The sequence below is a fragment of the Candidatus Wallbacteria bacterium genome, from assembly GCA_028687545.1.
In the GTDB taxonomy this organism is placed as follows: domain Bacteria; phylum Muiribacteriota; class JAQTZZ01; order JAQTZZ01; family JAQTZZ01; genus JAQTZZ01.
In genome coordinates this window covers 25,336-51,140 of record JAQTZZ010000010.1, presented here as the reverse complement: position 1 = coordinate 51,140, position 25,805 = coordinate 25,336, and the positions used below count along the sequence as shown (strand labels likewise).

General features: G+C 48.5%; 21 protein-coding genes, 3 rRNA genes and 1 other RNA gene. 15 read left to right on the top strand and 10 right to left on the bottom strand.

The window, feature by feature from the left end:
* Positions 1-122: 122 nt before the first annotated feature.
* A complete protein-coding gene (locus PHW04_06860) occupies positions 123-1,319 on the bottom strand; it encodes an archaeosine biosynthesis radical SAM protein RaSEA (GenBank protein ID MDD2715596.1) in 1,197 nt (398 codons plus the stop codon).
* A gap of 171 nt (positions 1,320-1,490) precedes the next feature.
* Here PHW04_06860 and PHW04_06855 point away from each other — a divergent pair, with 171 nt between their 5' ends.
* Entirely contained in the window at positions 1,491-2,915 is a 1,425-nt protein-coding gene (locus PHW04_06855) for a DUF5939 domain-containing protein (protein ID MDD2715595.1), read from the top strand.
* Here PHW04_06855 and ftcD read toward each other — a convergent pair.
* The gene (gene ftcD, locus PHW04_06850) at positions 2,806-4,512 is read right to left on the bottom strand and encodes a glutamate formimidoyltransferase (protein MDD2715594.1); all 1,707 of its coding nucleotides are present in this window, start codon (positions 4,510-4,512) and stop codon (positions 2,806-2,808) included. The genes PHW04_06855 and ftcD overlap by 110 nt on opposite strands.
* 141 nt (positions 4,513-4,653) lie before the next feature.
* Here ftcD and PHW04_06845 point away from each other — a divergent pair, with 141 nt between their 5' ends.
* The gene (locus PHW04_06845; protein MDD2715593.1) at positions 4,654-5,442 is read left to right on the top strand and encodes a hypothetical protein; all 789 of its coding nucleotides are present in this window, start codon (positions 4,654-4,656) and stop codon (positions 5,440-5,442) included.
* A 156-nt stretch (positions 5,443-5,598) separates the two neighbouring features.
* Here PHW04_06845 and PHW04_06840 read toward each other — a convergent pair whose 3' ends face one another.
* The 4 genes from PHW04_06840 to PHW04_06825 all read right to left on the bottom strand — a co-directional run bounded on the left by PHW04_06840 (position 5,599) and on the right by PHW04_06825 (position 8,556).
* Positions 5,599-6,849, bottom strand: a complete 1,251-nt coding sequence (locus tag PHW04_06840) for a hypothetical protein (protein ID MDD2715592.1) — start codon at positions 6,847-6,849, stop codon at positions 5,599-5,601.
* A gap of 29 nt (positions 6,850-6,878) precedes the next feature.
* Positions 6,879-7,271: a hypothetical protein gene (locus tag PHW04_06835; GenBank protein ID MDD2715591.1), complete on the bottom strand. Its 393-nt coding sequence runs from the start codon at positions 7,269-7,271 to the stop codon at positions 6,879-6,881.
* Positions 7,261-7,782, bottom strand: a complete 522-nt coding sequence (locus tag PHW04_06830; GenBank protein ID MDD2715590.1) for an RNA polymerase sigma factor — start codon at positions 7,780-7,782, stop codon at positions 7,261-7,263. Before PHW04_06830 ends, PHW04_06835 begins: the two co-directional genes overlap by 11 nt.
* 72 nt (positions 7,783-7,854) lie before the next feature.
* Positions 7,855-8,556: a class I SAM-dependent methyltransferase gene (locus PHW04_06825; protein MDD2715589.1), complete on the bottom strand. Its 702-nt coding sequence runs from the start codon at positions 8,554-8,556 to the stop codon at positions 7,855-7,857.
* Positions 8,557-9,254: 698 nt separating this feature from the next.
* Here PHW04_06825 and PHW04_06820 point away from each other — a divergent pair.
* The 3 genes from PHW04_06820 to rrf all read left to right on the top strand — a co-directional run bounded on the left by PHW04_06820 (position 9,255) and on the right by rrf (position 14,197).
* Positions 9,255-10,824 (top strand): 16S ribosomal RNA (locus PHW04_06820).
* 168 nt (positions 10,825-10,992) lie between these two features.
* Positions 10,993-14,025 (top strand): 23S ribosomal RNA (locus PHW04_06815).
* Positions 14,026-14,081: 56 nt separating this feature from the next.
* Positions 14,082-14,197 (top strand): 5S ribosomal RNA (gene rrf, locus PHW04_06810).
* The 16S, 23S and 5S rRNA genes sit together here, the layout of an rRNA operon.
* A 522-nt stretch (positions 14,198-14,719) precedes the next feature.
* On the opposite strand, the gene PHW04_06805 is transcribed toward rrf, so the two are convergent.
* From PHW04_06805 to PHW04_06795, 3 genes are all read right to left on the bottom strand, one after another.
* Positions 14,720-14,989 (bottom strand): DUF2442 domain-containing protein, encoded by a 270-nt coding sequence (locus PHW04_06805; GenBank protein MDD2715588.1) that lies wholly within the window; start codon positions 14,987-14,989, stop codon positions 14,720-14,722.
* A 66-nt stretch (positions 14,990-15,055) separates the two neighbouring features.
* On the bottom strand, positions 15,056-15,514 hold the full coding sequence (locus PHW04_06800; GenBank protein ID MDD2715587.1) for a hypothetical protein: 459 nt from the start codon (positions 15,512-15,514) through the stop codon (positions 15,056-15,058).
* Entirely contained in the window at positions 15,507-16,043 is a 537-nt protein-coding gene (locus PHW04_06795; GenBank protein MDD2715586.1) for a nucleotidyltransferase domain-containing protein, read from the bottom strand. The genes PHW04_06800 and PHW04_06795 overlap by 8 nt, the downstream gene beginning before the upstream one ends.
* A gap of 363 nt (positions 16,044-16,406) precedes the next feature.
* Here PHW04_06795 and PHW04_06790 point away from each other — a divergent pair, with 363 nt between their 5' ends.
* A complete protein-coding gene (locus tag PHW04_06790) occupies positions 16,407-17,426 on the top strand; it encodes a hypothetical protein (GenBank protein MDD2715585.1) in 1,020 nt (339 codons plus the stop codon).
* 64 nt (positions 17,427-17,490) lie between these two features.
* The gene (locus PHW04_06785; GenBank protein ID MDD2715584.1) at positions 17,491-18,480 is read left to right on the top strand and encodes a hypothetical protein; all 990 of its coding nucleotides are present in this window, start codon (positions 17,491-17,493) and stop codon (positions 18,478-18,480) included.
* Between the two features lie 6 nt (positions 18,481-18,486).
* Here PHW04_06785 and PHW04_06780 read toward each other — a convergent pair whose 3' ends face one another.
* Positions 18,487-20,085: a S41 family peptidase gene (locus PHW04_06780; GenBank protein MDD2715583.1), complete on the bottom strand. Its 1,599-nt coding sequence runs from the start codon at positions 20,083-20,085 to the stop codon at positions 18,487-18,489.
* A gap of 100 nt (positions 20,086-20,185) precedes the next feature.
* Here PHW04_06780 and PHW04_06775 point away from each other — a divergent pair, with 100 nt between their 5' ends.
* The 8 genes from PHW04_06775 to PHW04_06740 all read left to right on the top strand — a co-directional run bounded on the left by PHW04_06775 (position 20,186) and on the right by PHW04_06740 (position 25,707).
* Positions 20,186-20,602, top strand: coding sequence for a type II secretion system protein (locus tag PHW04_06775; protein ID MDD2715582.1), 417 nt, complete (start codon positions 20,186-20,188; stop codon positions 20,600-20,602).
* Positions 20,586-21,053, top strand: coding sequence for a prepilin-type N-terminal cleavage/methylation domain-containing protein (locus tag PHW04_06770; protein ID MDD2715581.1), 468 nt, complete (start codon positions 20,586-20,588; stop codon positions 21,051-21,053). The genes PHW04_06775 and PHW04_06770 overlap by 17 nt, the downstream gene beginning before the upstream one ends.
* Positions 21,050-21,469: a hypothetical protein gene (locus tag PHW04_06765; GenBank protein MDD2715580.1), complete on the top strand. Its 420-nt coding sequence runs from the start codon at positions 21,050-21,052 to the stop codon at positions 21,467-21,469. Before PHW04_06770 ends, PHW04_06765 begins: the two co-directional genes overlap by 4 nt.
* Positions 21,470-21,495: 26 nt before the next feature.
* Entirely contained in the window at positions 21,496-22,329 is an 834-nt protein-coding gene (locus PHW04_06760; GenBank protein MDD2715579.1) for a hypothetical protein, read from the top strand.
* A 217-nt stretch (positions 22,330-22,546) separates the two neighbouring features.
* Positions 22,547-22,904: a transfer-messenger RNA gene (gene ssrA, locus PHW04_06755) on the top strand.
* 494 nt (positions 22,905-23,398) lie between these two features.
* On the top strand, positions 23,399-24,217 hold the full coding sequence (locus PHW04_06750; protein ID MDD2715578.1) for a HEAT repeat domain-containing protein: 819 nt from the start codon (positions 23,399-23,401) through the stop codon (positions 24,215-24,217).
* 158 nt (positions 24,218-24,375) lie between these two features.
* Positions 24,376-24,897, top strand: coding sequence for a tetratricopeptide repeat protein (locus PHW04_06745; protein MDD2715577.1), 522 nt, complete (start codon positions 24,376-24,378; stop codon positions 24,895-24,897).
* 87 nt (positions 24,898-24,984) lie between these two features.
* A complete protein-coding gene (locus PHW04_06740; GenBank protein ID MDD2715576.1) occupies positions 24,985-25,707 on the top strand; it encodes a tetratricopeptide repeat protein in 723 nt (240 codons plus the stop codon).
* Positions 25,708-25,805 lie beyond the last annotated feature (98 nt).

The following is a 25,805-nucleotide window of genomic DNA, read 5'->3' as shown; positions in this document are numbered from 1 at the left end:
CCTTGTGCTCTTCATTCAAGATACTGCAATGGAATGATAGATCCGCAAAGGAAGACGTGATAGTTTAAAATCGCATCAGAAAGCATCAAAATGTTGGGAAGAGTTGCATTCTCTGAAAAGTTTTACTTCCCCATGAATTCAGCGAGCAGGTTTCTGTGTTCCAGTTCGTCAAGGGTGCTGTTTATGCGCACCGGATAAGGGGGCTTGCGGTCCCTGAGCCTGGTGATCCAGACTTCGCGGCAGTCGCAGCTGTAGCTTTCAAAAACTTTGATGTCATTCGTGAGGTTGAACTGTTCGATCAGGTCCATGGCCCGCTGGTTGCATTTCCCGCAGTTCTGGGAAAATTTAAGGGGGACTGGGAAAAACACATAACCCCCGATCCTCAGTTCCGGTGTATTTGGGTGTTGAAGTGCCGAATCTCCCATTGTTACAATGCTGTTGATCATCCTGACAACCTCGATCACAGACCAGATCATGGGCGGTTCATACTGGCCGCCTTTGTAAAGATAATCCAGCAGAGTGTAATCCTGGATGGAACCGGCTTCGATTGAAACCACCTTGACGCCGGATTCAAAGGCGTGCGCCACGGCACTGAGCGTATTCAAGATGGCTTCGTATTCGGTCATGAAGGCCGGCTTCATCAGCGCATATGCCAGAGGTTTGAGATGATATGAGTTGATGAGGTCGACAGCTGCGCTGAATTCCTTGTACCCATAGCCTTTGTTGATGCAAAGATCGCGAACCAGGTCGCTGGTTGTTTCGATCCCGATCCCGATTTCCACTTCGATCTGGCCAAGATACTGGTTGAGTTCGCGCAGCACGAGCTCATTTACAAATTCAGGTCTGGTTTCGATAGTCAGGCGCCTGATGTTGGGATAGTCTGCGATCAGGTCGTAAATCTTTCCCCTGGTGAGAGGGTCCACTTCCTCCGGGTTGAGGAAGTTACCAGAGTTATACAGACACAGCCACTCAATTTCATTATGATCAAGTGATTCGAATTGCTTGCGGAACTGTTCGGCATGTTCGTAAGGGTCCGGTTTCCTGCCGCGCGTAGTTCCCAGATAATGCCCGCACATGGTGCAGCCGCCGGAGCCCTTTTCGCTGTGCGCCCATTCGCAGCCCCTTGAAGTGAGCGTGATCACCGCCCGCCTGACAATTCTGCCATGCATCTCATCCCTGAGGATGTTAACGGCTGGAGGCTTGGAAAGATCGGCGTCAGCAGGTGGCATCAGCCCCTTGATTTTGAGGTTGAGAGCCCTCACCCTTTCCCTGGCTAGTTCGTAAATCCTGTCTGCATCCATTTCCATCCATCCGCTCATATGCCTCCTCCTGACAATGCATCAACCGGGGAATTTATTTATTGTCTGGCTCTCAGCAGTGCCTTCCTTTTTATCCTATCCAAAAAAGCTGCTGTTTTCAAGGAATGAACTGAGATGTGTTGGCTACAAAAGGAGCTGGTGTTTAATGGAGATTTTCAGTAGTATGGATTTATGAAAATCATTCTTTCCAGGGAATCAAAAGAGAAACTAAACACACTATCCACTTCGGACTGCAGTACTGCCGCGCTTGCCGCCGTAAGAAATCTGGTTACAACCGGATCAGACATGGATTGCTACAAGGTCAATCCGTTTAGAATGGCTGACCAGAACGGCATCGAACGGGTACAGATGCTCAGGGCGCTGCTTTTTGCCACCAGACTCGGGATCTTTGATCTGAACTGGGACATCCACTGCCCCTCCTGCACAGGAGTCCCCGTATATCACAAGCATCTGATGGGTCTGACCCGCACCGCGCACTGCGATCTCTGCGAGATCGACTGGGAACTCGATTTCGAATCCCAGGTGGAGGTCACCTTCACAGTGAACCCTGACGTCCGCAAGGTAAGCTACCCTGAATGGCATGAGCGGGACATGTGGGAAAAACTGAAATTAATGAGCGAGATGGAAACCAGGGAAAACAGAGCATCTGAGATCGGGATCTGCATCTATCCAGACAAATCGTATGAGCGCGAAATAGAACTTACATCAGGTTCGTACTTTATTTACATTCCTGGAAAAATGGAAGGAAAGAAGACCATCAGAGTTTCCGGACAGCGTCGTGCTGACCAGAAACTTCTGGTCACTGTCAGGGAGGACAGCACGATCAGTCTGGAAGGCGATGAATTTTACAGTGGAAAAGCGAAAATCTTGATCGAGAACAGGTTGCCTGCCCTGGACGGATTCATTTTAATTAAAGACAGGCAATGGGATAACTGGGTGAGCGCTGCTTATGTTTCAGCACAGCAGGATTTCAGAGATCTCTTTGCCGGTGAATTTCTCTCCCCTGACACTTCTTTCGCCATCAGGAGCCTGACCTTCCTTTTTACTGACATCAAGGGTTCCACAGGAATGTACGAGGCTAAAGGCGATAGCCGGGCATTTACGCTGGTCAAGGAACATTTCTCCCGGATGACCGGGATCATCAAAGCTCTGGAAGGCGGGATCGTCAAAACCATTGGGGACGCAGTGATGGCTGCTTTTCCCGTCAATCTGAACGCGGTCAGGGCAGCGGTCGCGATCCAGGAGGTGTTCGAAACATCCGGGGCTGATATCCGTGTTAAAATAGGCCTGCACAGAGGCCCGACCATTGCAGTGACGTCCAACCGGAATCTGGACTATTTCGGCAGGACAGTAAACATTGCATCCCGTGTGCAGGGGCACAGTTCAGCCGGTGAGATACTGATGACTGAGCAGGTCAGTTCGGAAAAAGCAGTGAAAAGATTTCTGACAACTCTGCCGGGGAAGCTTTGCAGGCGCTATGCAAACCTTAAGGGCATCCAGGGCAGGATGAGGCTGGTGTCACTCTTCCCGGTAGCTCCATTTCCACCTGCGTCCGGATTTCAGAGCTCAGTTTCTCGGCTTCAGAGACAATTTTAGCGCATTTTATCAGCATCTCAGAGACGAATTCACTGTCCTTTACTGATGGGGAGTTTATCCTGACGTTATACCAGGCGCCGGTGATTCCGGCCATTGCGCACAGATTAGCCACTCCGGCATCAGAGATGGTGTTCTTGTTCCCATGGAACGCAACTTCCCTCACCAGCCTCAGCGCATCCAGCGACTTGACCATGGTCTGGCAAGGAACAGTCATGCCGTATTTATTGGCTTCTTCCAGGGCCTCAGCCCTTGCTGCTTTCTCCTCGTCGGTATTTTTGGGCAGCTTCCCTGCCGCAGCCATCTGGTTAAAGGCGCGAGTGTCCTCATCCACTGCTTCGAGAAGTTCCTGTTTCAACTGCTGGGCTTTCTCACCGACATCTCCCATCAGCTTCTGGAATTCCTGATAATCTTTCTTATAATAGGTGAGATTTGTAACCATGGAAGTGAGCGCTGCGGAGAGACTACCCAGCAGTGCGGCTACAGAACCTCCGCCAGGGGCCGGGGACTCTCCGGCCAGTTCATCCGCAAATTCGGTAAGTTTCAGATCCTTAAGCCCTTTCGCGCTGAAATGGTATTCAATAATTTTTTTGTCGATGTCGAAAGGCTGCAGCTCGGCCAGTCCCATGGATAAAACAGCAGTGCGGATGACCTCTTTCTCGGGCAGAGCCCTGGTCAGGCCCATCTTGTCCAGGTAGAAGCGGCCTGCAGCCAGCATGGCGTCTTTGGGAATCAGCCCCACCAGTTCGCTGCCAGTCACCCTGGCACCGAGTTTCTCGGCCTGTTCCTTTACAGTTTCATAGACGATGTGCAGTGGGGTTTCAACGTGATCCATGATGTTGATCGTCACCTGGGCTCTTTTATACTCGTCGATATACCAGCCTGTGGCCTGCACGTTTTTCAGCAGTCCGGGCTTTTTGACTGCTTTCCCTTCAGCATCCTTGATCTTGCCTCCTGCGTCATCCTTGGCCGCCTTGCCGGATTCCCTGATGATGCTGCCGATCTCGCTGGCGATCTGTTTTCTGGTGGTATTCAGATTCACGTTATAGGCGATCAGGAATTTCCGCACTCCGATTACAGTGGCTCCAGCTCTGGCATTGAATTTTGCTGGGCCATAATCAGGTTTCCATTCAGGTTTTGTGAGCTTCTCTTCCAGGGCTTCATATTCGCCTTTTCTGATATCCGGAAGTTTTTCCCGTTCCGGCCTGGTGGCGGACATTCCGTAAAGATACACAGGGATTTCCAGTTCCCGGCCTACTCTTTCGGCAAGCTTCCTGGAAAGCTCGATGCATTCAGTAAAATCCAGCCCTGAAATTGGAATGAACGGGCAGACGTCAGTGGCTCCCTGTCTGGCATGGGCTCCCTGGTGACCTCTCATGTCAATTACTTCAGAAGCCTTTTTGATGCCCTGGAAAGAAGCTTCCAGCACAGCTTCCGGTGGTCCGGCAATTGTCACGACCGTCCTGTTTGTGGCTGCTCCCATATCCACGTCCATCAGCTTGACTCCAGATACTGCCTCGATGGCGTCAGTGATCAGCTTGATCTTGCGGCTGTCGCGGCCTTCGCTGAAATTAGGAACGCATTCTATCAGTTTGTTCATGCTCTCCCCCGGCAAGTAGAAAATAATAAATCAGATTAATTGATAAGGATAACGGGAATCTTCGATAATTAAAAGCCCAGCCCGGCTGTGGATTCACCGCAGCCTATACAGAGCCGTCACTTTCATATATATTTAGAATCTGTGAGCACGGAAACTGGTAAAATTCCTTTCGAACTGAACCGCAGGGACAATGTTTTCATCTTTTCATGGAAGGTGAGCGGAATCCCTCAGCACATCACGCTGACTTCCTTGGAATTCGCAGAATTCCTGAAACTTATCTCAGACGCTGAGAAGAAGCTGGAACGCTCAACTCTGGAGCGGATAGTGAAGAACATGGTCAAAAGTTCCCTGACTCTCTGCTCTGATCTGAAGAATAAAGGGGAACTCAAAGCCTGTTCAGACGGAATGCTTGAGATTCGTTGGAAAACCTTTTCCGGAAAATACTCCTATTCTGACTTCAAATCCTTGGTATCACTGCTGTCAGCGAGTTCAATTTCCACTGCCGGACCAGTGAAGTCCGCGGATGCGATGACTGTGGAAGGCCTGAAAACCGGACTGATGAAGTTTTATTTCTATTCCGGAATCTGCAGTTTCTGCGCACTGCTGTTCATGCTGGCAGTCACTTTCGGCTGTTTCCTGTTCGCGCCTGAAGCAGTGAAGTATCCTGCGTATGTCTCGGTCGTGCTGCTGCTTTTCCTGCTTGTCTTTATTCTGCTGCAGAGTCGGAACATTGCGGATTTCCGGGAAAATCTGGCCGAGGACTTCAGGACAGGGCTGCTGCCAGTGCTGCACGCTCTGCCGGTCGCCAACCGGAAATTCGTGGAATTCTTCATAGTCCTGATCTTAGTAGGAATTGCGATGGGCATCTCGTTCGCGAAATGCATCCCCTTCATCATCGAGCGCTGGAAAAATCTGATGCCAAACTTCTGATGGTTAATTTCCAGTGAAAACACCTGAAATCAAGTTCGAAGATGATCTTCTGGAGCAGAAGAATCCCCAGTATGACAGCTGCTTCACTGAAAAGCGCACGGCGAAACATAACAGAAAAGGCCGTCCGGTCGTGGCGGCCTTTTCGATCTGCTCCAATCAATCATGCAGCTTACAGTTCTTTTCCGGGAACTGATATCCGATATCTTTGGCCTGAAAATTCGTGTTCCATTCTGAACGCTTGACAACATCGCCTCCGTCATCCTTCAAGTCCGGGCCCACCGAGTAAATCTCGACTGTTCCACCGCTGCGCAGCACTTTGAGTTTCTGGCCCGGGGAAAAGGGATCTTCTTCGATGACTCCGGTCAGAGCCGAGCGGATGGCTCTTCCGAGTGCCTTGTTGGTTTTGAACTTGATGCTTGCTTTGGGAAAATTGATCAGCCACGGGGTGATGAAGAGATTGCCGTTCACGAAATTATCAAGGGCTTTTCCAAACTCGTCCGGTTTTTTTATCAGATCACCATTCTGTTCTGCTCTCATACCCCGCTTCGTCACTGACACGAAAGTATCTTCCGAACATTCGCCGTAACGGTAGATTTTCTCGTAAATATACATGGTGACAGGGTACTGCCTGTACAAACCTTCAAAGTACTTAACCCCGATTTCCTGTTCTGCCCTGAGATATTCCTCAAAGGAAAGCTGGTAGTTTTCCTGCATGGTCAGGAGTTCAATCATTGACTGCCGCAGGTCGTCGGAAAGGGAATTTTTTCCATCACAGAGATAATCGGATAGAGGCCTGTAGACAATCGAAACTATCGCCTGTCCAATCATCCCGCTGATCAGGCTGTTTTCTCCACCCTGCCCTCTTGAAACCGCCAGCCCTGTGAACAGCGCTCTTTGCAACATGCCCACCGCTTCTGCCGGCCGGCCCTGCGAGAACAGCCAGGCGGCATAGACCGAGAAAGCCTTGGCACTCAGCCGGGTGGCGGTAAACAAATGCGGCCCGGGAGGGAATACGTCGGTTCCGCCTCTCAGGACGCGCGCAATGTACTTGCCGTCAGAACTGATCAGTTCCGCAAGGCTGCTCAGTGTATCCCTGATCTCCGCGCTTTCAAAATGAGCCAGCCCTTTCGCACTGTCTTCCATGTAATCGTTAAAAGCCCGGTCAGGGCTGGGCACTGCCCTGATGAGAATCTGTCCTGCTTCGTAAAGCCTGGCTGCGAAATCCTTCTGTTCTGAGTTGTACATGAAATCAGCCACCTGCAGTCTGCTCTCTTTTCCAGGATCGATCGTACCTTTTTCGAGCCCCTGCAGGAGCTTCTCCAGCATCAGTTTATGAAAGCAGAACCCTGCCAGCAGCAAAATCAGGAAGGAGAGAACGAATACGCGGGCGATGGTCTTGAGTTTCATGGCATCCTCCAGCTTTTACCCCGCCAGGCCTAGGCGAAGTGCATTTTTATCGCAAACCGGTTCTTGAACTCTGTGAAAATAATTACCAGCATCAGGACGAAAAGCGCCTGGTAAAAAGCCGCCCGGGCCACCTGCCAGAAATAGTTGACTCTGACAGGTGCGTACAGGGCAAGCGACGGGTCGGCTGAGAAGGCCGTTTCGGGCCCAAGGGAGACGTTCGAGGGGACTTCAAGCGTAAAAACACTTCCATTGTATGCGGCGGCAAGCGCCGCTGCCGAAATCAGGGCGATCAGCAGCCAGAACATTCTGCGGTATCTGCTGATCCTTCCGGCTTGAGCCAGCAGCCGGCAGGCAAGTTCCGGGCCTTTCCTGACTGCCGGCTGATTCTTACGCAGCGCAGTATAAGTTTTTTCACTGCTCATTTTTCAGCACCTCTGCAAGATATTCCTTGGCGAAGGAAAGCCTTGATTTCACTGAACCGACCGGGATTTTCTCGACTTCTGCGATTTCCTCATAGCTCATATCCTCATAAAACCTCAGGTACAGCACGTTGCGGAATTTGGGCGGGATTTTCGAGAGCAGCCTGTTGATCCGTTCGTATTCCAGGTTCCGCTCAATTGTTTCAGAATTAGACTCTTCGACCCTGTACATATTCAGGAACCGGAATTTCTTCTTCAGTTCCCGGAAATAGCTGAGACAGGCGTTCCTGGCCACGCGGTAGAGCCAGGCCCTGATCTGAAAACCGTCCGAATACAGCGCTTCTTCCAGGCTGGCCTTGATCAGGACTTCCTGGGCGATGTCAAAGCTCTCGTCCGGCTCACCGGTAAGATGCAGGCAGTAGCGCGTGATCCTGTCAAAATAGAGGTCGAACAGCATTTTAAAAGCCTCGTCGCGGTTTTTCAGGGCAGTCTGTTTTATCGTCTTGTCATCCATTTTCTGCTCCCTGATATATAAACGCGGAAATCTGCGCTTTGTTCAAAAAAATTATCACGATGTGGAAAACCCTTACAGGCACTTTTTCCTGGCCAGCAGGCAGTAGTTCCGCCGCTCAGAGTCGACTTTGATCCACTGGATGTCGAATGATTTGAACTCTCTCTTCAATATATCTTTATTGAAAATATAATGAGGAAGTCCTTTTTCGCCGCCCTCAGTGAATACAAAGGTACGCTCAGCAATCACCTTGAAATCAGTGAGTTTCCTGTCTCTGCGTTTGATCATCTGCATCCTGGGCCAGAGTTTGAACCAGTTGCGCTTCATGACTGTGATGAATACAAAGCCTCCAGGCCTGAGCACGCGCTCTATCTCGTTGATTGCTTTCCTGATGTTCTCGATTTTCTGATGATGGATGACTTGAGTGGAGATGACTGCATCGAAAAATCCGTCGCAATAGGGGAATTTCTCATAAATGGAGCCGATTGCAAGCTCAGCCTGAAGATTTTTCCGCTTCAGCCATTCCCTGCTGATGGCATGCCCGGAATCAGCGATATCCAGGCCGTGCAGTTCAAAACCTTTGGACGCAAGATAAACCACATGCCTGCCTGACCCGCTGCCCAGGTCCAGGATTCGCTTCAAGCCGCTTTTTTTAAACAGCCTGGCCAGACTCGGCATGTCCTCCTGGATTTTGGTGAAAACCTTCCCGTCTTTCTTGAAAATCTGATTCCATTGCTGCATGCTGAGTTCCTTTAAATTGAAGATTGAGGTTATCAATATAGATATGATATCAAAAGAAAGTGTGCAGTGGAGCAGCGCCATTACATCCATTCACCATTCACCACCTCAGGTCACAGGTCGCAAATATTATTGACACAGGCCTTGGATAGTAAGATACTGGAAACATACAGAGGGTTCGCAAACCCCGTTCCCCGCTTTCTGCGGGACTAAGAATCCGTAAAGCCCTGCAATGCTCGGCTCAACGGCTTCCAAGAAAGCCAGGCGATCTGTTTTCCTCAGTCAAGGTCACGGGTCGGATAAATAATAAAAAAAAAGTATTTGACACTGAAATCGCAGACTGCGATAATAAAATGCACCTTCATGAGTTGAAAGACATTTTTGAAGGTCACGGGTCAAAGAAAAAAATATAAAGAATTGACAGCTTGAATGCGATAAGAGAAAATAAACACCACGTCAAAGTTGAAAAACACTTCAGACGGTCAAAGTCGCAAAAAAAGCAGAAAAGTAATTGACAGGTTTTTAATCGCAAGATTAAAATAATCCGTACTGACTGAAAATGAAAGACTTTTCAGCAGGGTAACCAAACGGATCACGGTGTTTGAAAATTGGTAAGTGTCATGCTAAGTGTGGGTCATGTCAAAGACATGATCTTTCGATCAGCGAACATGTATTTTTACTGAATTTATTCAGTAAAAATGCAAACGGATAAAATGAGTCACAAGCTCATTCCATATGCTATGGAGAGTTTGATCCTGGCTCAGGATGAACGCTGGCGGCGTGCTTAATACATGCAAGTCGAACGATTTTCAAGTCGCCCGCAAGGGTGATTTGAAAAGAGTGGCGAACGGGTGAGTAACACGTGGAAAATCCACCAAAAAGACTGGGATAACGTTTCGAAAGGAACGCTAATACCGGATAAGCTCGTAATGGCGCATGCCATAGCGAGAAAAGGACGCCTCTGTTTACAAGCTACCACTTTTTGAGGATTCCGCGGTCCATTAGATAGTTGGCGGGGTAACGGCCCACCAAGTCTACGATGGATAGCCGGCTTGAGAGGGTGACCGGCCACACTGGAACTGAGACACGGTCCAGACTCCTACGGGAGGCAGCAGTAGGGAATTTTGGGCAATGGGCGAAAGCCTGACCCAGCGACGCCGCGTGAGTGATGAAGGCCTTTGGGTCGTAAAGCTCTTTCGGGAGGGAAGAAGGTATTTACGGTGAAAATCGTAGATATTTGACGGTACCTCAAGAAGAAGCCCCGGCTAATTACGTGCCAGCAGCCGCGGTAATACGTAAGGGGCAAGCGTTATCCGGAATTATTGGGCGTAAAGGGCGTGTAGGCGGTGGTGTGTGTCGATTGTGAAAAACCAGGGCTCAACTCTGGGCTGGCAATCGAAACTACATCACTAGAGTGCTGGAGAGGAAGACGGAATCCCTAGTGTAGCGGTGAAATGCTTAGATATTAGGGAGAACACCCGTGGCGAAGGCGGTCTTCTGGACAGCAACTGACGCTGAAACGCGAAAGTCAGGGGAGCAAACAGGATTAGATACCCTGGTAGTCCTGACTGTAAACGGTTGGAACTAGGTGTAGGAGGCGTCAACCCCTTCTGTGCCGCAGCTAACGCATTAAGTTCCACGCCTGGGAAGTACGATCGCAAGATTGAAACTCAAAGGAATTGACGGGGGCCCGCACAAGCGGTGGAGCATGTGGTTTAATTCGATGCAAACCGAAGAACCTTACCAGGGCTTGACATGCTTTCGACAGACGAAGAAACTCGTTCTTCCCTTCGGGGACGATTGCACAGGTGCTGCATGGCTGTCGTCAGCTCGTGCCGTGAGGTGTTGGGTTAAGTCCCGCAACGAGCGCAACCCTTGTCGTCAGTTACCAGCGGGTTAAGCCGGGAACTCTGACGAGACCGCCGGTGTTAAACCGGAGGAAGGTGGGGATGACGTCAAGTCATCATGGCCTTTATGTCCTGGGCTACACACGTGCTACAATGGGTGAAACAACGGGTAGCAATACCGCGAGGTGGAGCGAATCCCTTAAATACACTCCCAGTTCGGATTGCAGGCTGCAACCCGCCTGCATGAAGCTGGAATCGCTAGTAATCGCGAATCAGCTATGTTGCGGTGAATACGTTCTCGGGCCTTGTACACACCGCCCGTCACACCACCCGAGTGAGGTGCACACGAAATCACTGGCCTAACCCGCAAGGGGGGGAGGTGCCTAATGTGTGCCTGATAAGGGGGGTGAAGTCGTAACAAGGTAGCCGTACCGGAAGGTGCGGCTGGATCACCTCCTTTCTAAGGAGTATAATTGATCTCTATACTTAACCGTCATAGGGATCATGACTCCAGGTTGTCCCACTTAGTATGACACTTCCAATTTCCTCAGATATTACGGTCTTTGAAAATTCTAGAGTTCAAGGCGGTAAGAAATAACGAGAATCTCATTATTTCTTCCGAGCAATTGGTTAAATTACTAAGAGTGCACGGTGGATGCCTTGGCACCAAGAGACGAGGAAGGACGCAATAAGCTGCGAAAAGCCTCGGGGAGCTGCAAATGAGCTATGATCCGGGGATGTCCGAATTAGGAAACTTACCAGGATGCTGTCCTGGTACTCCCATCTGAATAAAATAGGATGGGTAGAGTGAACGGGGTGAAGTGAACCATCTCAGTAGCCCCAGGAATAGAAAGTAATAACGATTCTCCTAGTAGCGGCGAGCGAACGGGGAACAGCCTAAACCCGATTAATGTCAAGCCGGCAGGCGTTGTTGATCGGGTGTCGCGGGGTAGTTTCGGAGTACTCTGCCGAGTATTCGGGAAGTTACAAAGTTTCATGTTAGTCGAAGTGCGCTGGAAAGCGCCGCAATACAAAGTGATAGCCTTGTAGGCGAAAACATGAAACCTTCCTGGAAATTATTCCCAAGTAATGCGGGGCACGTGGAATCCTGCATGAATCTGGGAGAACCATCTCCTAAGGCTAAATACTACTTGGTGACCGATAGTGAACCAGTACCGTGAGGGAAAGGTGAAAAGTATCCCGGGAGGGAAGTGAAAAGACCCTGAAACCGTGCACTTACAAAGTGTCAGAGAGGATACGTATACTTCGGTATGCGCAGTCCTTGATGGCGTGCCTTTTGTAGAATGACCCTGCGAGTTACGTTTTGCAGCAAGGTTAAGTACCTATGGTACGGAGCCGGAGCGAAAGCGAGTCTGAAATGGGCGATAAGTTGCAGGACGTAGACCCGAAGCCTGGTGATCTAGACATGGTCAGGATGAAGCGCGTGTAAAAACGCGTGGAGGTCCGAACTAATTAGGGTTGAAAACCTACTGGATGAACTGTGTCTAGGAGTGAAAAGCTAATCGAACTGGGTGATAGCTGGCTCTCCCCGAAATAGCTTTAGGGCTAGCCTCGTTTTAGTTTTACGGCGGTAGGGCGCTGATTGAGCTAGGGTCCCTAAAAGGATACCGAACTCAATTAAACTACAAATGTCGTAAAATGGTGAACGGGAGTCAGACAGCGAGTGATAACGCCCGTTGTCAAGAGGGTAACAACCCTAACTATCGGTTAAGGTCCCGAAGTCGACGCTGAGTGGCAAAGGATGTGAAGATGCTCAGACAGCTAGGAGGTTGGCTTAGAAGCAGCCATTCCTTTAAAGAGTGCGTAACAGCTCACTAGTCAAGCGTCTTTGCGCCGAAAATGTCCGGGGCTAAGCGTCGCGCCGAAACCATAGAATACATTCAGGTTCGCCTGGATGGATTGGTAGGGGAGCGTTGTGTGTGGATTGAAGCAGAAGGGGTGACCCCCTGTGGACTGCACACAAGTGAAGATGTAGGGATGAGTAGCGCTAAAGCAGGCGAGAAACCTGCTCGTCAAAAACCTAAGGGTTCCTGAGGAAGGTTAATCCGCTCAGGGTTAGTCGGTGGCTAAGCCGAGGCCGAAAGGCGTAGGCGATGCGAAACAGGTTCATATTCCTGTACCACCTTATATGCGTTTGAACGGTGGGGTGACTCAGGAGGTTAGGCCGGCTCTGCGATTGGATGTAGAGCCAAGCATGTAGACGGGGAGTTTAGGAAAAAAACGGACTCCTATCAACGTCAAGGTGTGATGGGAAGCTGCTACGGCGGCGATCCGGCTGATACCATACTGACAAGAAAAACCTCGGGCCGTGAGTTTATAAGGTGACCGTACCGTAAACCGACACAGGTAGGTGAGGATAAATGTCCTAAGACGCTCGGAAGAACCCTAGTTAAGGAACTCGGCAAATTGGCCCCGTAACTTCGGGAGAAGGGGCGCCCCGCTAGTGTGATTTATTTGGTCAAACAACATAATGAGCACGAGGGGGCCGCAGTGACAAGCATCGGGCGACTGTTTATCAAAAACACAGGACTCTGCAAACTCGTAAGAGGAAGTATAGGGTCTGATGCCTGCCCAGTGCTGGAAGGTTAAGAGGAGGAGTCATGCGGGGCAACCTGCAGAAGCCCTGAATCGAAGCCCCAGTAAACGGCGGCCGTAACTATAACGGTCCTAAGGTAGCGAAATTCCTTGTCGGGTGAGTTCCGACGCGCACGAATGGTGTAACGATCCGATGACTGTCTCAACTAGGGATCCGGCGAAATTGTAATGGCCGTGAAGATGCGGTCTACCCGCGACTAGACGGAAAGACCCCGTGAAGCTTTACTGTAGCTTGACATTGTGCTTCGATATCTTATGTACAGGATAGGTGGGAGGCTGCGAAACGTGGGCGTCAGCTTGCGCGGAGCCAACCTTGGGATACCACCCTTAATATATTGAGGTTCTAACTTGGGCCCCTGAATCGGGGTCGAGGACAGTGTCTGGTGGGCAGTTTGACTGGGGCGGTCGCCTCCTAAAGAGTAACGGAGGTGTACCAAGGTTCCCTCAATACGGTTGGAAATCGTATGTCGAGTGTAATGGCATAAGGGAGCTTGACTGCGAGACATACAAGTCGAGCAGATGCGAAAGCAGGTCATAGTGATCCGGTGGTTCCATGTGGAAGGGCCATCGCTCATCGGATAAAAGCTACTCCGGGGATAACAGGCTTATCTCCCCCAAGAGTTCACATCGACGGGGAGGTTTGGCACCTCGATGTCGGATCATCGCATCCTGGGGCCGGAGAAGGTCCCAAGGGTCTGGCTGTTCGCCAGTTAAAGCGGTACGTGATCTGGGTTCAGAACGTCGTGAGACAGTTCGGTCCCTATCTATCGCGGGCGTAGGAAATTTGAGAGGATCTGTCCCTAGTACGAGAGGACCGGGATGGGGATACCTCTGGTGTGCAGCTATTGTGCCAATGGTACGCTGCGTAGCTATGTATCCATGGGATAAACGCTGAAAGCATCTAAGTGTGAAACCCACCTCAAGATAAGATTTCCCATCCTTCGTGGAGTAAGAGCCCTTCTAGACCAGGAGGTTGATAGGCCGGGGCTGTAAGAGCAGCAATGCTTTTAGGTAACCGGTACTAATAGCTCGAGGATTTATCCAATTGTACCTTGAATGAAAGAGTTTTCAAAGACCAACCATTGATAAGAAGGAAATGTTCTTGGTGGCAAGTCGGCGGGGTCACACCTGTTCCCGTTCCGAACACAGAAGTTAAGCCCGCTTGAGCCGATGGTACTGCATGGGCAACTGTGTGGGAGAGTAGGTAGTTGCCAGGAACATTTCCTTTTTATTTTCCGTTAAAATTTGAACGTAGTGAAAATTTTACTACGGAAAATTAATCCCCGAGCGCAGCGTAGGGGACTTCGTTTCTGGCAACCTGACCCCGTTGGTATGCGTGCAATATAGGCTAAGGGAGGATTTTTTCCTCCCTTAGCGATCCCTCCAATCAGAGGGACTCTGCCCCTCTGAACACCCCTGCGGGGTGTAAAAAGTATTTTGCTTCGATCACAGTACGTTCTTACCACATGTTCAACAACAGAATTGGTTTTCCGACTAAGAAAGATCCCGCGTCTTTACCCACGGTTTGGAGCGGCCCTCTCAACCCCACCAGATCCGGGAGCGGCTAAGAAGTATTAAAACGGAGAAAAAAAAGAGATGACAGGTTATGGTTGTTTTTTTAGAAGATGTTATCCTGAGCGCAGCGAAGGATTACAGCTTCTTAATCCCTGAAACAAAGTGGAGGGGATCCAATTTCGTACCCAATTACGACTTGATCCTGTTAGTAGGCTATTGCGGAATCAACTCTCCATCCAGGCGGGCAGAGGTTCTCCGGTTGCCAAGTGATAAAGAGTTTCAGGAGAAATATCCACTCCACCTGGCCAACTGAGCACGCCCAGTTCCCGGTTAAGATCGACTTTCTGGAAATATTCAATCTCTTCAAAGCTTTTGAAAACTCCACCTTTTTTTGCATATCCGCTTAAATCAACGATTCCGGTTTTGCCATTGTCAAAGGTTAATTCCAGTTTAAATTTGTCCAGCAGGCGAAAGTCTGTGATTTCGTGATACAAGTATTCTCCGTCATTCCTGCGAAAGCAGGGATCCAGTTCCTAATCAATCATTTTTCAGGGTATTTATTAATGCTGCAAATTTCCTAGGAATTCCTCAATCTCCTGCTTGAATTGTGCTGTGATGTTACCGAGATCTTGGATAAGAGAGGTCAGTTCATTCCAGCTCAGGTCGAATCCATAAGTATTGCGATACAAGTGCCTGAATTTCAGATAATCTTTCAGTTTCAAGGAAAGTTCGCTTGAAATCGCATTCTTTCTTCGGTCTGTAGGTTTGGTCATCAGAGCAAGAAGTTCTTTGTGCCAATGATTCTCTGATGGGACTTCACAGTCGATTGTCTGCGCTATCCTCTTGAAAATGTTCTCCACTCCATTGTAGAAATCGTGAAGAATGCTCCCGGCTGCACGGGTAGTCGCTACGTCGGGGGAGTCCGAAATTCCCGACAGAATTCCTTTGCTCTCCTCACTGAGCCTTGTAAGGTTGGAAAGCTCGGCATAGATTAATTCTCGAAAGGCTGAATTATCCATAGAGAGTCTTTCCTTCGGCAAGTGCCAGAGTTTTCAAGGATTCGTATGCACGCTCATAAGGAACGAGGTTTATTTCAACGTCATCGACAAGGTCCGATACTTCGGCAGAAGCTTTAATGAAAAGATGCGGCGGCAGGCCTTCGACGAGCAGGTCGATGTCCGAATCCGGCCGGAAATTTCCATTGGCCAGGGAGCCGAACAGGATGACTCTTTTCACGCAGTACTTTTCGCGCAGAAAGTCGCAGCATTTCTCAGCGACCCTGAGAGAGTATTCCTTCCACTCCTTTGCCCCAAGCCGGACATCAAGTCGGATCTCATAGCCGATTTTTCGCAAGAGCTTTTCGCAGTCTTCGAAAGACAGCTTTTTTGTTTCGAGCATGCTGACAGCCAACTCACTCAACAGTCTGCTAAACCTCTGTTCCATGTCATTTTCTTTCAAGGCTTGATCAACCCAGGCCGCCAGATCAGAGCACGATATCTCGTGCCTGAGATAAGCTTTCATCTGCCCTGCCAGAATCTTATCAGTCATATTTATGATCCCCTTGAAAAACAAGAAACTTTCAGCATGTTTGATAAAATTCTACATCAAATATGTCGCAACGGCAAGAAATTTACGTTAAACTGTGTGAGCCAGCTTATGCTACTGCTGGTTTGGTTTCTTATAATCGGACATTTGGACTTGAAGAGCATAATACAGTAAAACTCATAGATTATGGTATTGTAGTTGATTACTTATCGATGGGGACACGTCGTGGCTTGGGTATGAATTGTGGGACGACATGTCCCCATCTCATCTTCACTATCAATCTTGTAAGTTTATCTTCATTTCAGATAGAATAGAATTACTGCAGGAGGATATATCAGGAAAGACCCGGAACTTTTTCTGGATTCATTGCAGAGCAGAGACAGGGATAAAGCGACCAGAAGATATTATCTGGCCTATTTTCAGAATATTTTCGATAACATTGCAGAATCCGAACTGCCCCTGTCTGCCAATGATTTTTATTTCAACCTGGAGAAGATTGTCCAGGAATCACCCCCGAAGTTCGGAAACTTGCTGCCATTTTTCCTGATCGAAAAAACAGGCCGTGATCTTCGGAAGACATTGAGCGAAATGGGAATTGAAGTTCCTAAATGCGTATCAGGAGGTTTGCCTGTCGGTGGAAATGGTTCAGCACTGATCAGAGCGAATGAAAGTGAATTCATCATTGCGATCGACGAAAAGATGCTGATGTTTGAATTTCTCCTCTCAAAGATCTTTTCCAGACTCATGACTCAGAATGAGGCGGCTACTGATGGAATCGAGTTTGTGATGGCTCCAGACAGTTCGTTCAAGAAGATCTACACTGAAAACAGCCATCAGGAAGCTTTTCTGCATGCCCTGAATTCGACAATCCGGGGTACGGAAAAATTCAATCCTGAAAAAATAGAACTGACTGCTGCCCAGCGACCTCTGGCTGCATCGCTTTCAGAATCCTTGGCCAGCTTCATGCTGGCGCGGGAATATGGCCGTGCGCTTCAGAAAAAGCGCAAATTCAGCAAACAGGAAATTTCAGGAGTGGATACCGAAATCGCAGTGAATTCACAGGCCGACGATTTCCAGGCCGATTGTTTCGGCGTGCAGGTCCTGCTTTTTTCAGGGACACGAGACGACCTGGATTTAAGCCTGTCCCTCTGGTGCGTTCCGATTTACCTGTATACCTGCGAATTGCTGGCCAGAATGGGAGATAACCCGGAATCTGCTTCAGAAGCCATCAGCAAAAGACTTGAAAACATCAGAGTGAATTCTGTGGAAAGCTTTGAAAATGCTGATTTGGCAGAAGTCTGGAAAAAGGTTTTCGACCTCTGCTGCGAGTTCGGAAAACTTCAACTTTATTTATGGGAAAAAATCCGGGACAAGAATCCAGGATAAAATCATTTGACTCATCATTATTTCCGGGTAAAATCAAATTAACTTAACAAAAAGCGGGGGAAATGTGAAAAATCTCATTTTCATTCTGTTGATTTTGGTGGCCTTCAGTCCAGTCGCAGCTGCCAAGCTCCTGATTGTAAAAGATGGCTCCAGTCAGATGTATGTCGATTATTATAAGGGAGGCCTGGCCGCAGCAGCCATCAGTTGCGAGGTGTTTGACACTGTGAACGGCCGGAAGCTTCCAGACCTTGGATATCTGAAGACCTTTGACGGCATCATGTGGATCTGCGCAGACAGCTTCAGGACTCTTGATGCTAATGAAAAAAACCTGCTGGATAAATTTCTCTCTGAAGATCCACAGAAACAGCGTTCACTTTTCCTCGAAGGGGACAACCTGATGAGGGATTCAGGATTCATAGACCAGGGATTTTTTTTCCGCCGCCATTTTGATGTCGAATATATGAGCAACAATTTGCTGCGCCTGGCTGTCACTGTTCCCTGGGGTCATCCTCTTACCTGGGGAATGAGGGAGAATTTCACAATCGACACTTTCCGCAATCTGGATACGATGAAATACTCAGGATTCAACAGCGAGGAGCCAATTTTCAAAGTGCAGTCTACCCAGCAGGCGAATAACCCTGGTGAAGGAAATCTCCTGACGATCGGGGTAGCCAGGGACCAGTACAGGAGGCGGATGCTGCTCCTGTCTTTTTCACCTCCTGTCCGTAATTTCTGGGAAATCAGCTCAACCGGATTCCTGCGCAACCTGGCATGCTGGCTGAGCGAGGATTTCCGCAGCCTGATGAAGAGACTTGCAGCTGCCCGGAAAAATACCGGCAGAAGCATCGGGACATCGATTAAGGAAGCTGTCACAATGATCTCCCTGGGGATCGACAATAATTCCTTCCAGGAATTGGATCAGTTCAGAAGCATGAAAAATGAACTTTCGCCGGATGTTTACTCCAGAATCTGCAAGAAGCTGATGGAAATCTATTATTCCAATCCTGATTGGCAGAATATGATGGCATTGAAAGCAAGGTTCGCTCTTCTGTAAAGGATTTTACTCGCTTTCTTTGCCGCCTACGATCATTCGCATGAGTTGGGTGAGAGCCCTGGTGGAATAGGAATCAGTTCCTTGGGAAGAACTGACCAGGTCGGCTCTGGTATATTCATCCTTCACGTCAGGAGAGATCCCTGAATTTTCGATGAAAGTTCCGTCTGCCCTGCGTATTATGGATTCGGTCAGGGAAATGTTAAGTTCGCTGAGCATGAGCGGGCCGTAACTGTTGACATTTCCTCCGGCCCCGGCTGTAGTTTCACCATAGATTTTAATTCTCTGGCCTTTGCAGTTGTCCTGGAGTATGGCGGGGGTGATATCACCGCAGCTGTAACACTGTGAGTTTATCATGAAAAGTATCGGTTTTTTGAAGCTCTGGCCGGCAGCTGGGAGCGTCGGGACCCAGAACAGGGGCATGAAATCGCTGAACGCTTTGCCGTCCGCGACATTCTTGAACATCGTATCATAGTAACCTTTGATGGTGGCGATTTCTTCTGTGGTAGCAGTTGAATCGTTAAGGTAACCTTCGTACTGGTCCTGAATTGAACTCAACCACTTTCTGTTCAGGCGCACTGAGAAGACTGAGTTCTGGAAATCCTTGTCAGCCAAATTCATCACAACTGAAAACATCAGTCCGCCCGAACCGCCGGGATTGTTGCGCTGGTCTATGAGCAGGCCGTCGCATTCTGCGAGAGACTGGACCATGGTTGAGAACTGGCTTGATGTCCACCCTCCATATTGCCTGATCCAGATGTGGCCGATCTTGTAATTCTTAATGCCAAGCGGTACTGTGATGATTTCATAGGTCAGAGCTGGAGCACGCGCGCTGGCGAGGTCGCCGGTGATTTCTTCCTTCAGGTGCTGGTAAAGTGCTGCAGGGACCATTAATCTGTCAGGCCGCCACTCCAGCCAGTCTGCAAGGGAGCAGACAGCCTGTTCAGGAAGTCTGCGGTAGATGTTATCCCAGATAGTAGCTTCCCATTTCAATTCATAGGTTTTTTCAGTTCCGTCTGAAAAACTCTTGATTTTGAGTTTGGAAGTCTCTGTTTGTGGTGGAAGGGCACCCTGGAGTCTAAAAGTGAGATACGGTGCCACTGCTCCCTTGATCGCAACAGCTGTTCCGCCGCAGGAACTCTGATGGCTGAGGCTGGTCAGGTAATCATTGATTGGAATTCCGTCAAACTCCAGTAATTCGTCTCCAATGGCAGCGGTGAAAGTCGCAGGGCTGTTGTTTTTCTTGCTCAGCAGCACTTTCCCCTGGATGTATTGGAAGTCAGGCTGCAGAAAATAAACGGTTTTATTGAAAAGCGAATCGATTGAAAAATGAGCGTCCTTGTAATAAGAGATGAATTCCCTGACTGTATTGTAGTATTCCGCATCACTCTTGGTAGCGTTCACTTTGAAATAATATGATTTCACCCACTCCTTGTAATCAGTCTGGATGATATTGGCCTTCTTGAAAGCAAGCATGCCGTAGTTGGTGTTGATCAGAGTGACAAGGTTGTTGAAATCCATTGATTTCTGCATTTTTGTGAGCTGCGGCACTTCCGCGGAAATCAAGGTAGTGAGGATTATCAGAAAAAATGAAAATAATTTGAACATGAATTAATTACTCCTTTCTCCATGCGTTCTCCCCTCTCCAATATAATTATACCTCTGATTGACGTTTTCACCAAATCAGGTTTTGATTTATAATGACTGAATGAAGGGATTCACTCTGGTCGAAATAATGGTCACATTAGTAATCATAGCTTTATCTGTGGGCTCTTTCCTGCCCCTTTTCACGACCAGCAGGCGGAACCTGCTGGTGGAGCGCAGATACCTGAAAGCCATGTTCCTGGCCCAGGAAGTAATGGAAAAACTGAAATATCATCAGGCTCTGGACCCGAAATTCAATTATCTGACAATGTATTCAGATCCGGACCTGATTGATTTTTACTGCAGGATCGACGAACAGCCGATCGAAAAGGATCGCTCCAGAATAATCGTTTCTGTAAGCTTCAGGGAGGGCGGCAGGGACCACAGCCTGGCACTGGAAGCGATGTTTTCCAGCCGCGAAACTCTGAAAACCTTTTATGAGAATGGAAAAAGAACTATCTTCGATGCAATCGATTTTTAGCAGGAAATTTATTTCCGGTTACACACTCGTAGAGATGATGCTTGTCGTCACCTTGCTGGGAGTGATGGTGACCAGCATGAGCTGGTATTCATTTTCTCAGAGCACAGGCAGGAAATCCACAGGCGAAGATCTGCAGATATATGAACTCAGAAAAGCCATGTCCAGGTTGAATGAAGACCTGAAAACTGTATACGGGATTGGGGAAATCGGCGAATCAGGCATGATTGTTGATCTCCCGGCCCTGGGTGCTGTCCACTATTTCGTCAATTCAAAGCACGAGCTGATCAAATCCCGTGCAGGCAGGGAGGAAGTACTGGGAAAAAACATCCAGTCCATGCATCTGAAGCTTTTTTCATATCAGGGGAAAAATCTACTGGAATTCTGTCTGGAATCAGGCCCTGAGAAGGATATTTTCGCGAAAAGCGGAGTTTTTTTGAGGATGGTGAAATGAAGAAAGGGACTGCCATGCTGCTGGCTCTTTTTTTCCTGATGGCGATTTTCATGCTTGGATCGACATTGCTTTTTTCATCGAGATCCCGCCGGATGGAGCGTTATAATTACACCCAGCATCTGCAGCTTTTTTATATTGCAGAAGCCGGTGTGGAGCATGCCTTTCATCTGCTCAAGGAACACTCATATGCAAAACGTTTCTATCTGCCGGCCGGCGGGAGCGCGCTGGGCGAAGCGTTCTCCACAGGCCGGTATGCTGTGGAATTCAATGACAGCGGCGCAAATCAGGTGCTGATCATATCCAGGGGTGTGCTGGGCGAGAAGGCTCTGACTCTTAAAGCAGAGGCTTTATTCAAAACCTGGACTGAAAACAGGGTCAGATATGAAAAATGGGAACTGACGTATATTCAGGAATGAGCGAAATCAGAGATTCTGGGGGAGGCATGAAAAAGTTCATCACTGTGTTATTAGTAATCCTTTTTTCCGGAGCGGTTTTATCAAAGGAAATACCAATCACAGGCGCGCAGATCAGCAGCCGCCTTTTGGAACTGAAAAGCTGCCTGTCCGCTCCTGAAAGCTTGAATCAGGATCGTTCAGTTGATGAGTTGTTCGAGTTGCGGGCGCTTGTAGATTACCTGATCCTGATGAATACCAAAAAAACGGCTGCCTTGAATCCGGTCCGGGAGCGTTTCTATCGATGCCTGGGCAGAGTTCTAGGGGCAGTCAGGCAGGTGCAGCGTGACCAGCCGCGTTACCTGTTGCGCCTGTATACCTTATCTGACCAGATGATTGACGGGATTCTGCTTGAAAATGCCTGGAAACAGAACAATTCAGCTGATTACAGGAGCGTGGATGCGATCATTGGAAATGCCCTGGGAGCAGTCGGGGATAATTCCCATGTATATGGAGTCCTTGTTCATACCGGGATAACTGGTTTCGGAAAAGCTGCCAGCGCTGCGGTCGTATCCGTGATCCTGAAAAAATCCGGGCATTCCCAGGAAGTCATTACTGACTGCGGGGCTCTGCGGGATTATCTGGAGTCAAGGCAGGGCTGGAACAGAGTAGGGCTGCCGGAGTATGAGCCTGGGGACGTGTTCTTCCGCGGGGTTGGGAGAGAGTTCAGCCATGCAGGCATAGTGGTAGGAAAGGACCTTTTCGGAGAATGGTGGACAGTTGATAATTCACCCACGCTTAAAAAAGTGGTGAAGCGGCCGATTCTAGGCAGTTACGGGCAGGAAGTGGTTGCTGCTTACAGAGTGCCGGGAAGTAGACAGTAGTTAATTATGAAGCAGCTATTTTGAGCTGTCTTTTCCCAAAGTTTGGAGCTACCCTCTCGACCCCTCACATGGGTAGATACATTGAAAATGATTATAAAAATCGGAGTAAACAGAATTTTTATAAAATCTTTTATACTATATCAAGCTTGATTCGTTAGATACCTATGCGTTACCATTGATTAAGTTGGGTTTGGCTTTTTACATCATGCAAAAAAGGGGGGGCGTACCGGTTTCGACAGCGATCATTTGGTTACGATAAGCATGCCGGTGATGGACAGCACCGTAAATGAGTCCACTTAAAGCTAACAGCAACAAACGACAACTACGCACTCGCGGCCTAATATCCGCGACATCCTCCCAGGGCTTCCGTCTGTAGCTTTGGACAGGGTGTAACAAATCAGACTGCGGCATCAGAGATCCGGGTATGAATGCCGAGAAAAACCGGATGCGCCGGAGGCGGACTCTGCTGGGAGCAGAAAGCCCGAGGTAAGAGGAGAGAAAAATCCCAGACAAGCATGTAGAAGGTCGTAGCTTGATATCGTTGGACGCGGGTTCAACTCCCGCCGCCTCCACCACCTTCGCTTGAAAAGTTCCGCAAGAAGTTTTCCACAACCGGGTCATTGGAATGCATATCTGCTTTAAGTTAGCCACGAACTGAGTTCGAGTTGATAAATTAATTATAATTTGTTATTATATTTAATAACAAATAATCTCAGTAACGACCGGCCTTTAATAAGATAAAAATGGAGGAAGCGTGGCGAATTATGTCTGTAAGTATTGTGGAACCCAAACTACCGAACAAAATTACGAACATGTACAATGCCCGAAAAATAACAAGGGTAATCATAAAATGATTGCCGCCAGAGCGCAATACAAATGCGTACACTGTAATCTTAAGTCAGCAAATGCCGGAATTGTGCAGCAGCATTGCCCTGAAAGCCCGAGAATGTCTCATGAGTGGGCAGACTGACACTTTAACTGGAATTCATCTTTTCTGGTAATCTGAAATCAGATCAGTTAAAATTTGACAATTACAATTTTAGTCAGAGCTTGGCTTATGATAAAAAAAATGATCAATGATCTTCAAAGCGATATTCTACACATCCGCAAATCCGCTTTGCGGACCTTGATTCAGTTCAAGATGGTATCTGACAATGTCTGGCTGCAGCTTCTGAAAGATAGATTCACAAAAGACAGTGACCCTGAAATCAGAGCTGTAGCCAGAAAGTATTACGATATTTTTGTCGGACAACCTGGTATTTCAGACACAAAAGTGGAACATAGACCCGCCTCAATTAATAAAACACATGAAAAGATCCTAAAGGAAAACACTGAACCATCTTGTGAAATTCTGGAAAAAAGCAGCCCTGAAGAGAAAATTGAGTATTTATCCGCGGCTATGGAAGGCAAAACCAGGATCTCTAAAGAAACCCTGCACTTGCGATTGCAAAAGGAAAAAGACGTTTTTGTGATTGCAAGTCTGATCAGTTTAATTGGAAAAACAGGCGATCAGGAAGACGGAAAAGTTCTGATCCCTTTTCTCAGGCACAGCGATTACCGTGTCAGGGCCAATGCTGTCGACGCTCTTGGAGCGATCAAGACAGAAGAGCATTTTAATGAGATTGTTCGCCTTCTGCAGGACAATGATGCCAGGGTCAAGTCGAATGCAGCGAGGGCACTTTCGGAAAGCGGGCTGGAAAAAGCTCTGAAGACACTTGAAAAAATGGTTTGTTCCGGGAAAGTCAATCAGATCGCAAGCGCTATTTATGCTCTGGAGCGTTTCAAACACCCGAAAGCCAAAGACCTGCTGGATGTAGCCAAGTCAAATCTGGAGTCAGTCCAAAAGTCAGATGATCTTTATTCGCTGTTGTTTAACATAGTAAACTGACCCGATTTTATTACATCTCCCATTTTTTTTACTTGTTCGCCGGTTTGCGGTAAAATCTACAATTCAGCATGAACAGAATCCAGCTTCTTTTTTGGTTGATAATTTTACTGTCAGGGGAAGGCCTTGCATCCCCAAAAACCACTTCGGAAATCTTTTGGATGAAGGCATCCGGCTTCAGAGCACAAGGTGATTTTCAGGAAGCAGCGATCTGGTACCGCAAGGCTGCGAATCTGGGACATGCAGATGCTCAGTGTGCGCTGGCATGGATGTATGAGACAGGGACTGGAGTCAGACTGGATAAAGCAGAAGGTTACAAATGGTATTTCATGGCTGCCGGACAGGGCAATGCAGAAGCTCAGCTGGCAGTCGGGCTGGTGCTTGCATCCGGGGTGGCTGTAAAAAAAGACAGAATCGGGGCTGAATTCTGGTTCAGGCAGTCAGCCGGGCAGGGCTGTGCTGAAGCCATGTATCAACTGGGAAAACTTTATGCTCAAGGGTATGGGAGTGGTGGAAGCGGAGAAAACAAACTTTGCGAGGCCTATAAATGGTTTCAGCTGGCAGCTGGACATGGAGTGGCGAGGGCTTTACCGTGCCTGCGAGCACTTGAACAAAAAATGTCTCAGATTCAGATCAGCGAAGCTTTGCTGCAGGTGGCGGAATTCCAGAAGAAAAGAGATTGAGACCCTTCGGAAATTCGAATGTTATGGTATTTACATACAGCTTTGGTTGATTTACAATTCCATCAAATGTTCGCTAGAGGTGCGTCAATGTTGAAAATCATTCTGTCCGGTTTAATGCTGGCTGTATTTTTTTCGATTTCTCCCTCCCCCTGCCTGGCCGCAGACCAGGAAACGGTTGAGGCATGGTGCGAGATGGCATACAAAGCCTTTGAAGACGAAAATTACACGGAAGCCGCAAAATGGTTCCGGCAGGCGGCAGTTGAGGGATATGCCGAAGCCCAATACGGTCTGGCCGGTCTTTATGAAAATGCCCAGGGTCTGAAACAGGATTATGCTGAAGCAGCCAACTGGTATCGCAAGGCTGCCGAACAGGGACATGCCGGTGCCCAATACAGCCTCGGAATGCTGTACGACGGCGGGAGCGGCGTTAAGCCGGATAAGGTTGAAGCCCACAAATGGTTTCTCAAGGCCGCGGAGCAGGGCGATGGCGATTCGCAACTGGCTGTAGCCCGGATGTATGAGAAGGGAGAGGGCGTGAAGCAGGATTACATTCAGGCGGCAGGGTGGTACCAGAAAGCAGCGGAACAGGGCTATTCAGACGCCGAATTTCAGCTGGCCCAGTTCTACCTGGAAGGAATGGGTGTGGACAAAAATCTGGTCAAGGCTTATATGTGGTTCTCTCTGGCTTTGGATGACGGAATGGATTCAGCTAAGGAAAACCTGGCTGCAGTAGAGAAAAAATTGACTCCTGACCAGATCAGTGAGGGCAAGAGGCTGGCAACTGAGATGAAAAAAGTCGACAGCGACTGAATTTCCTTGTTTAACTCTGTTTTGCGTATATACTTAAATAAGAGTATAAAGTATGGCCCCACTGCCACCGAAACCTCCGGCTTCAGATTGCAGCGGGG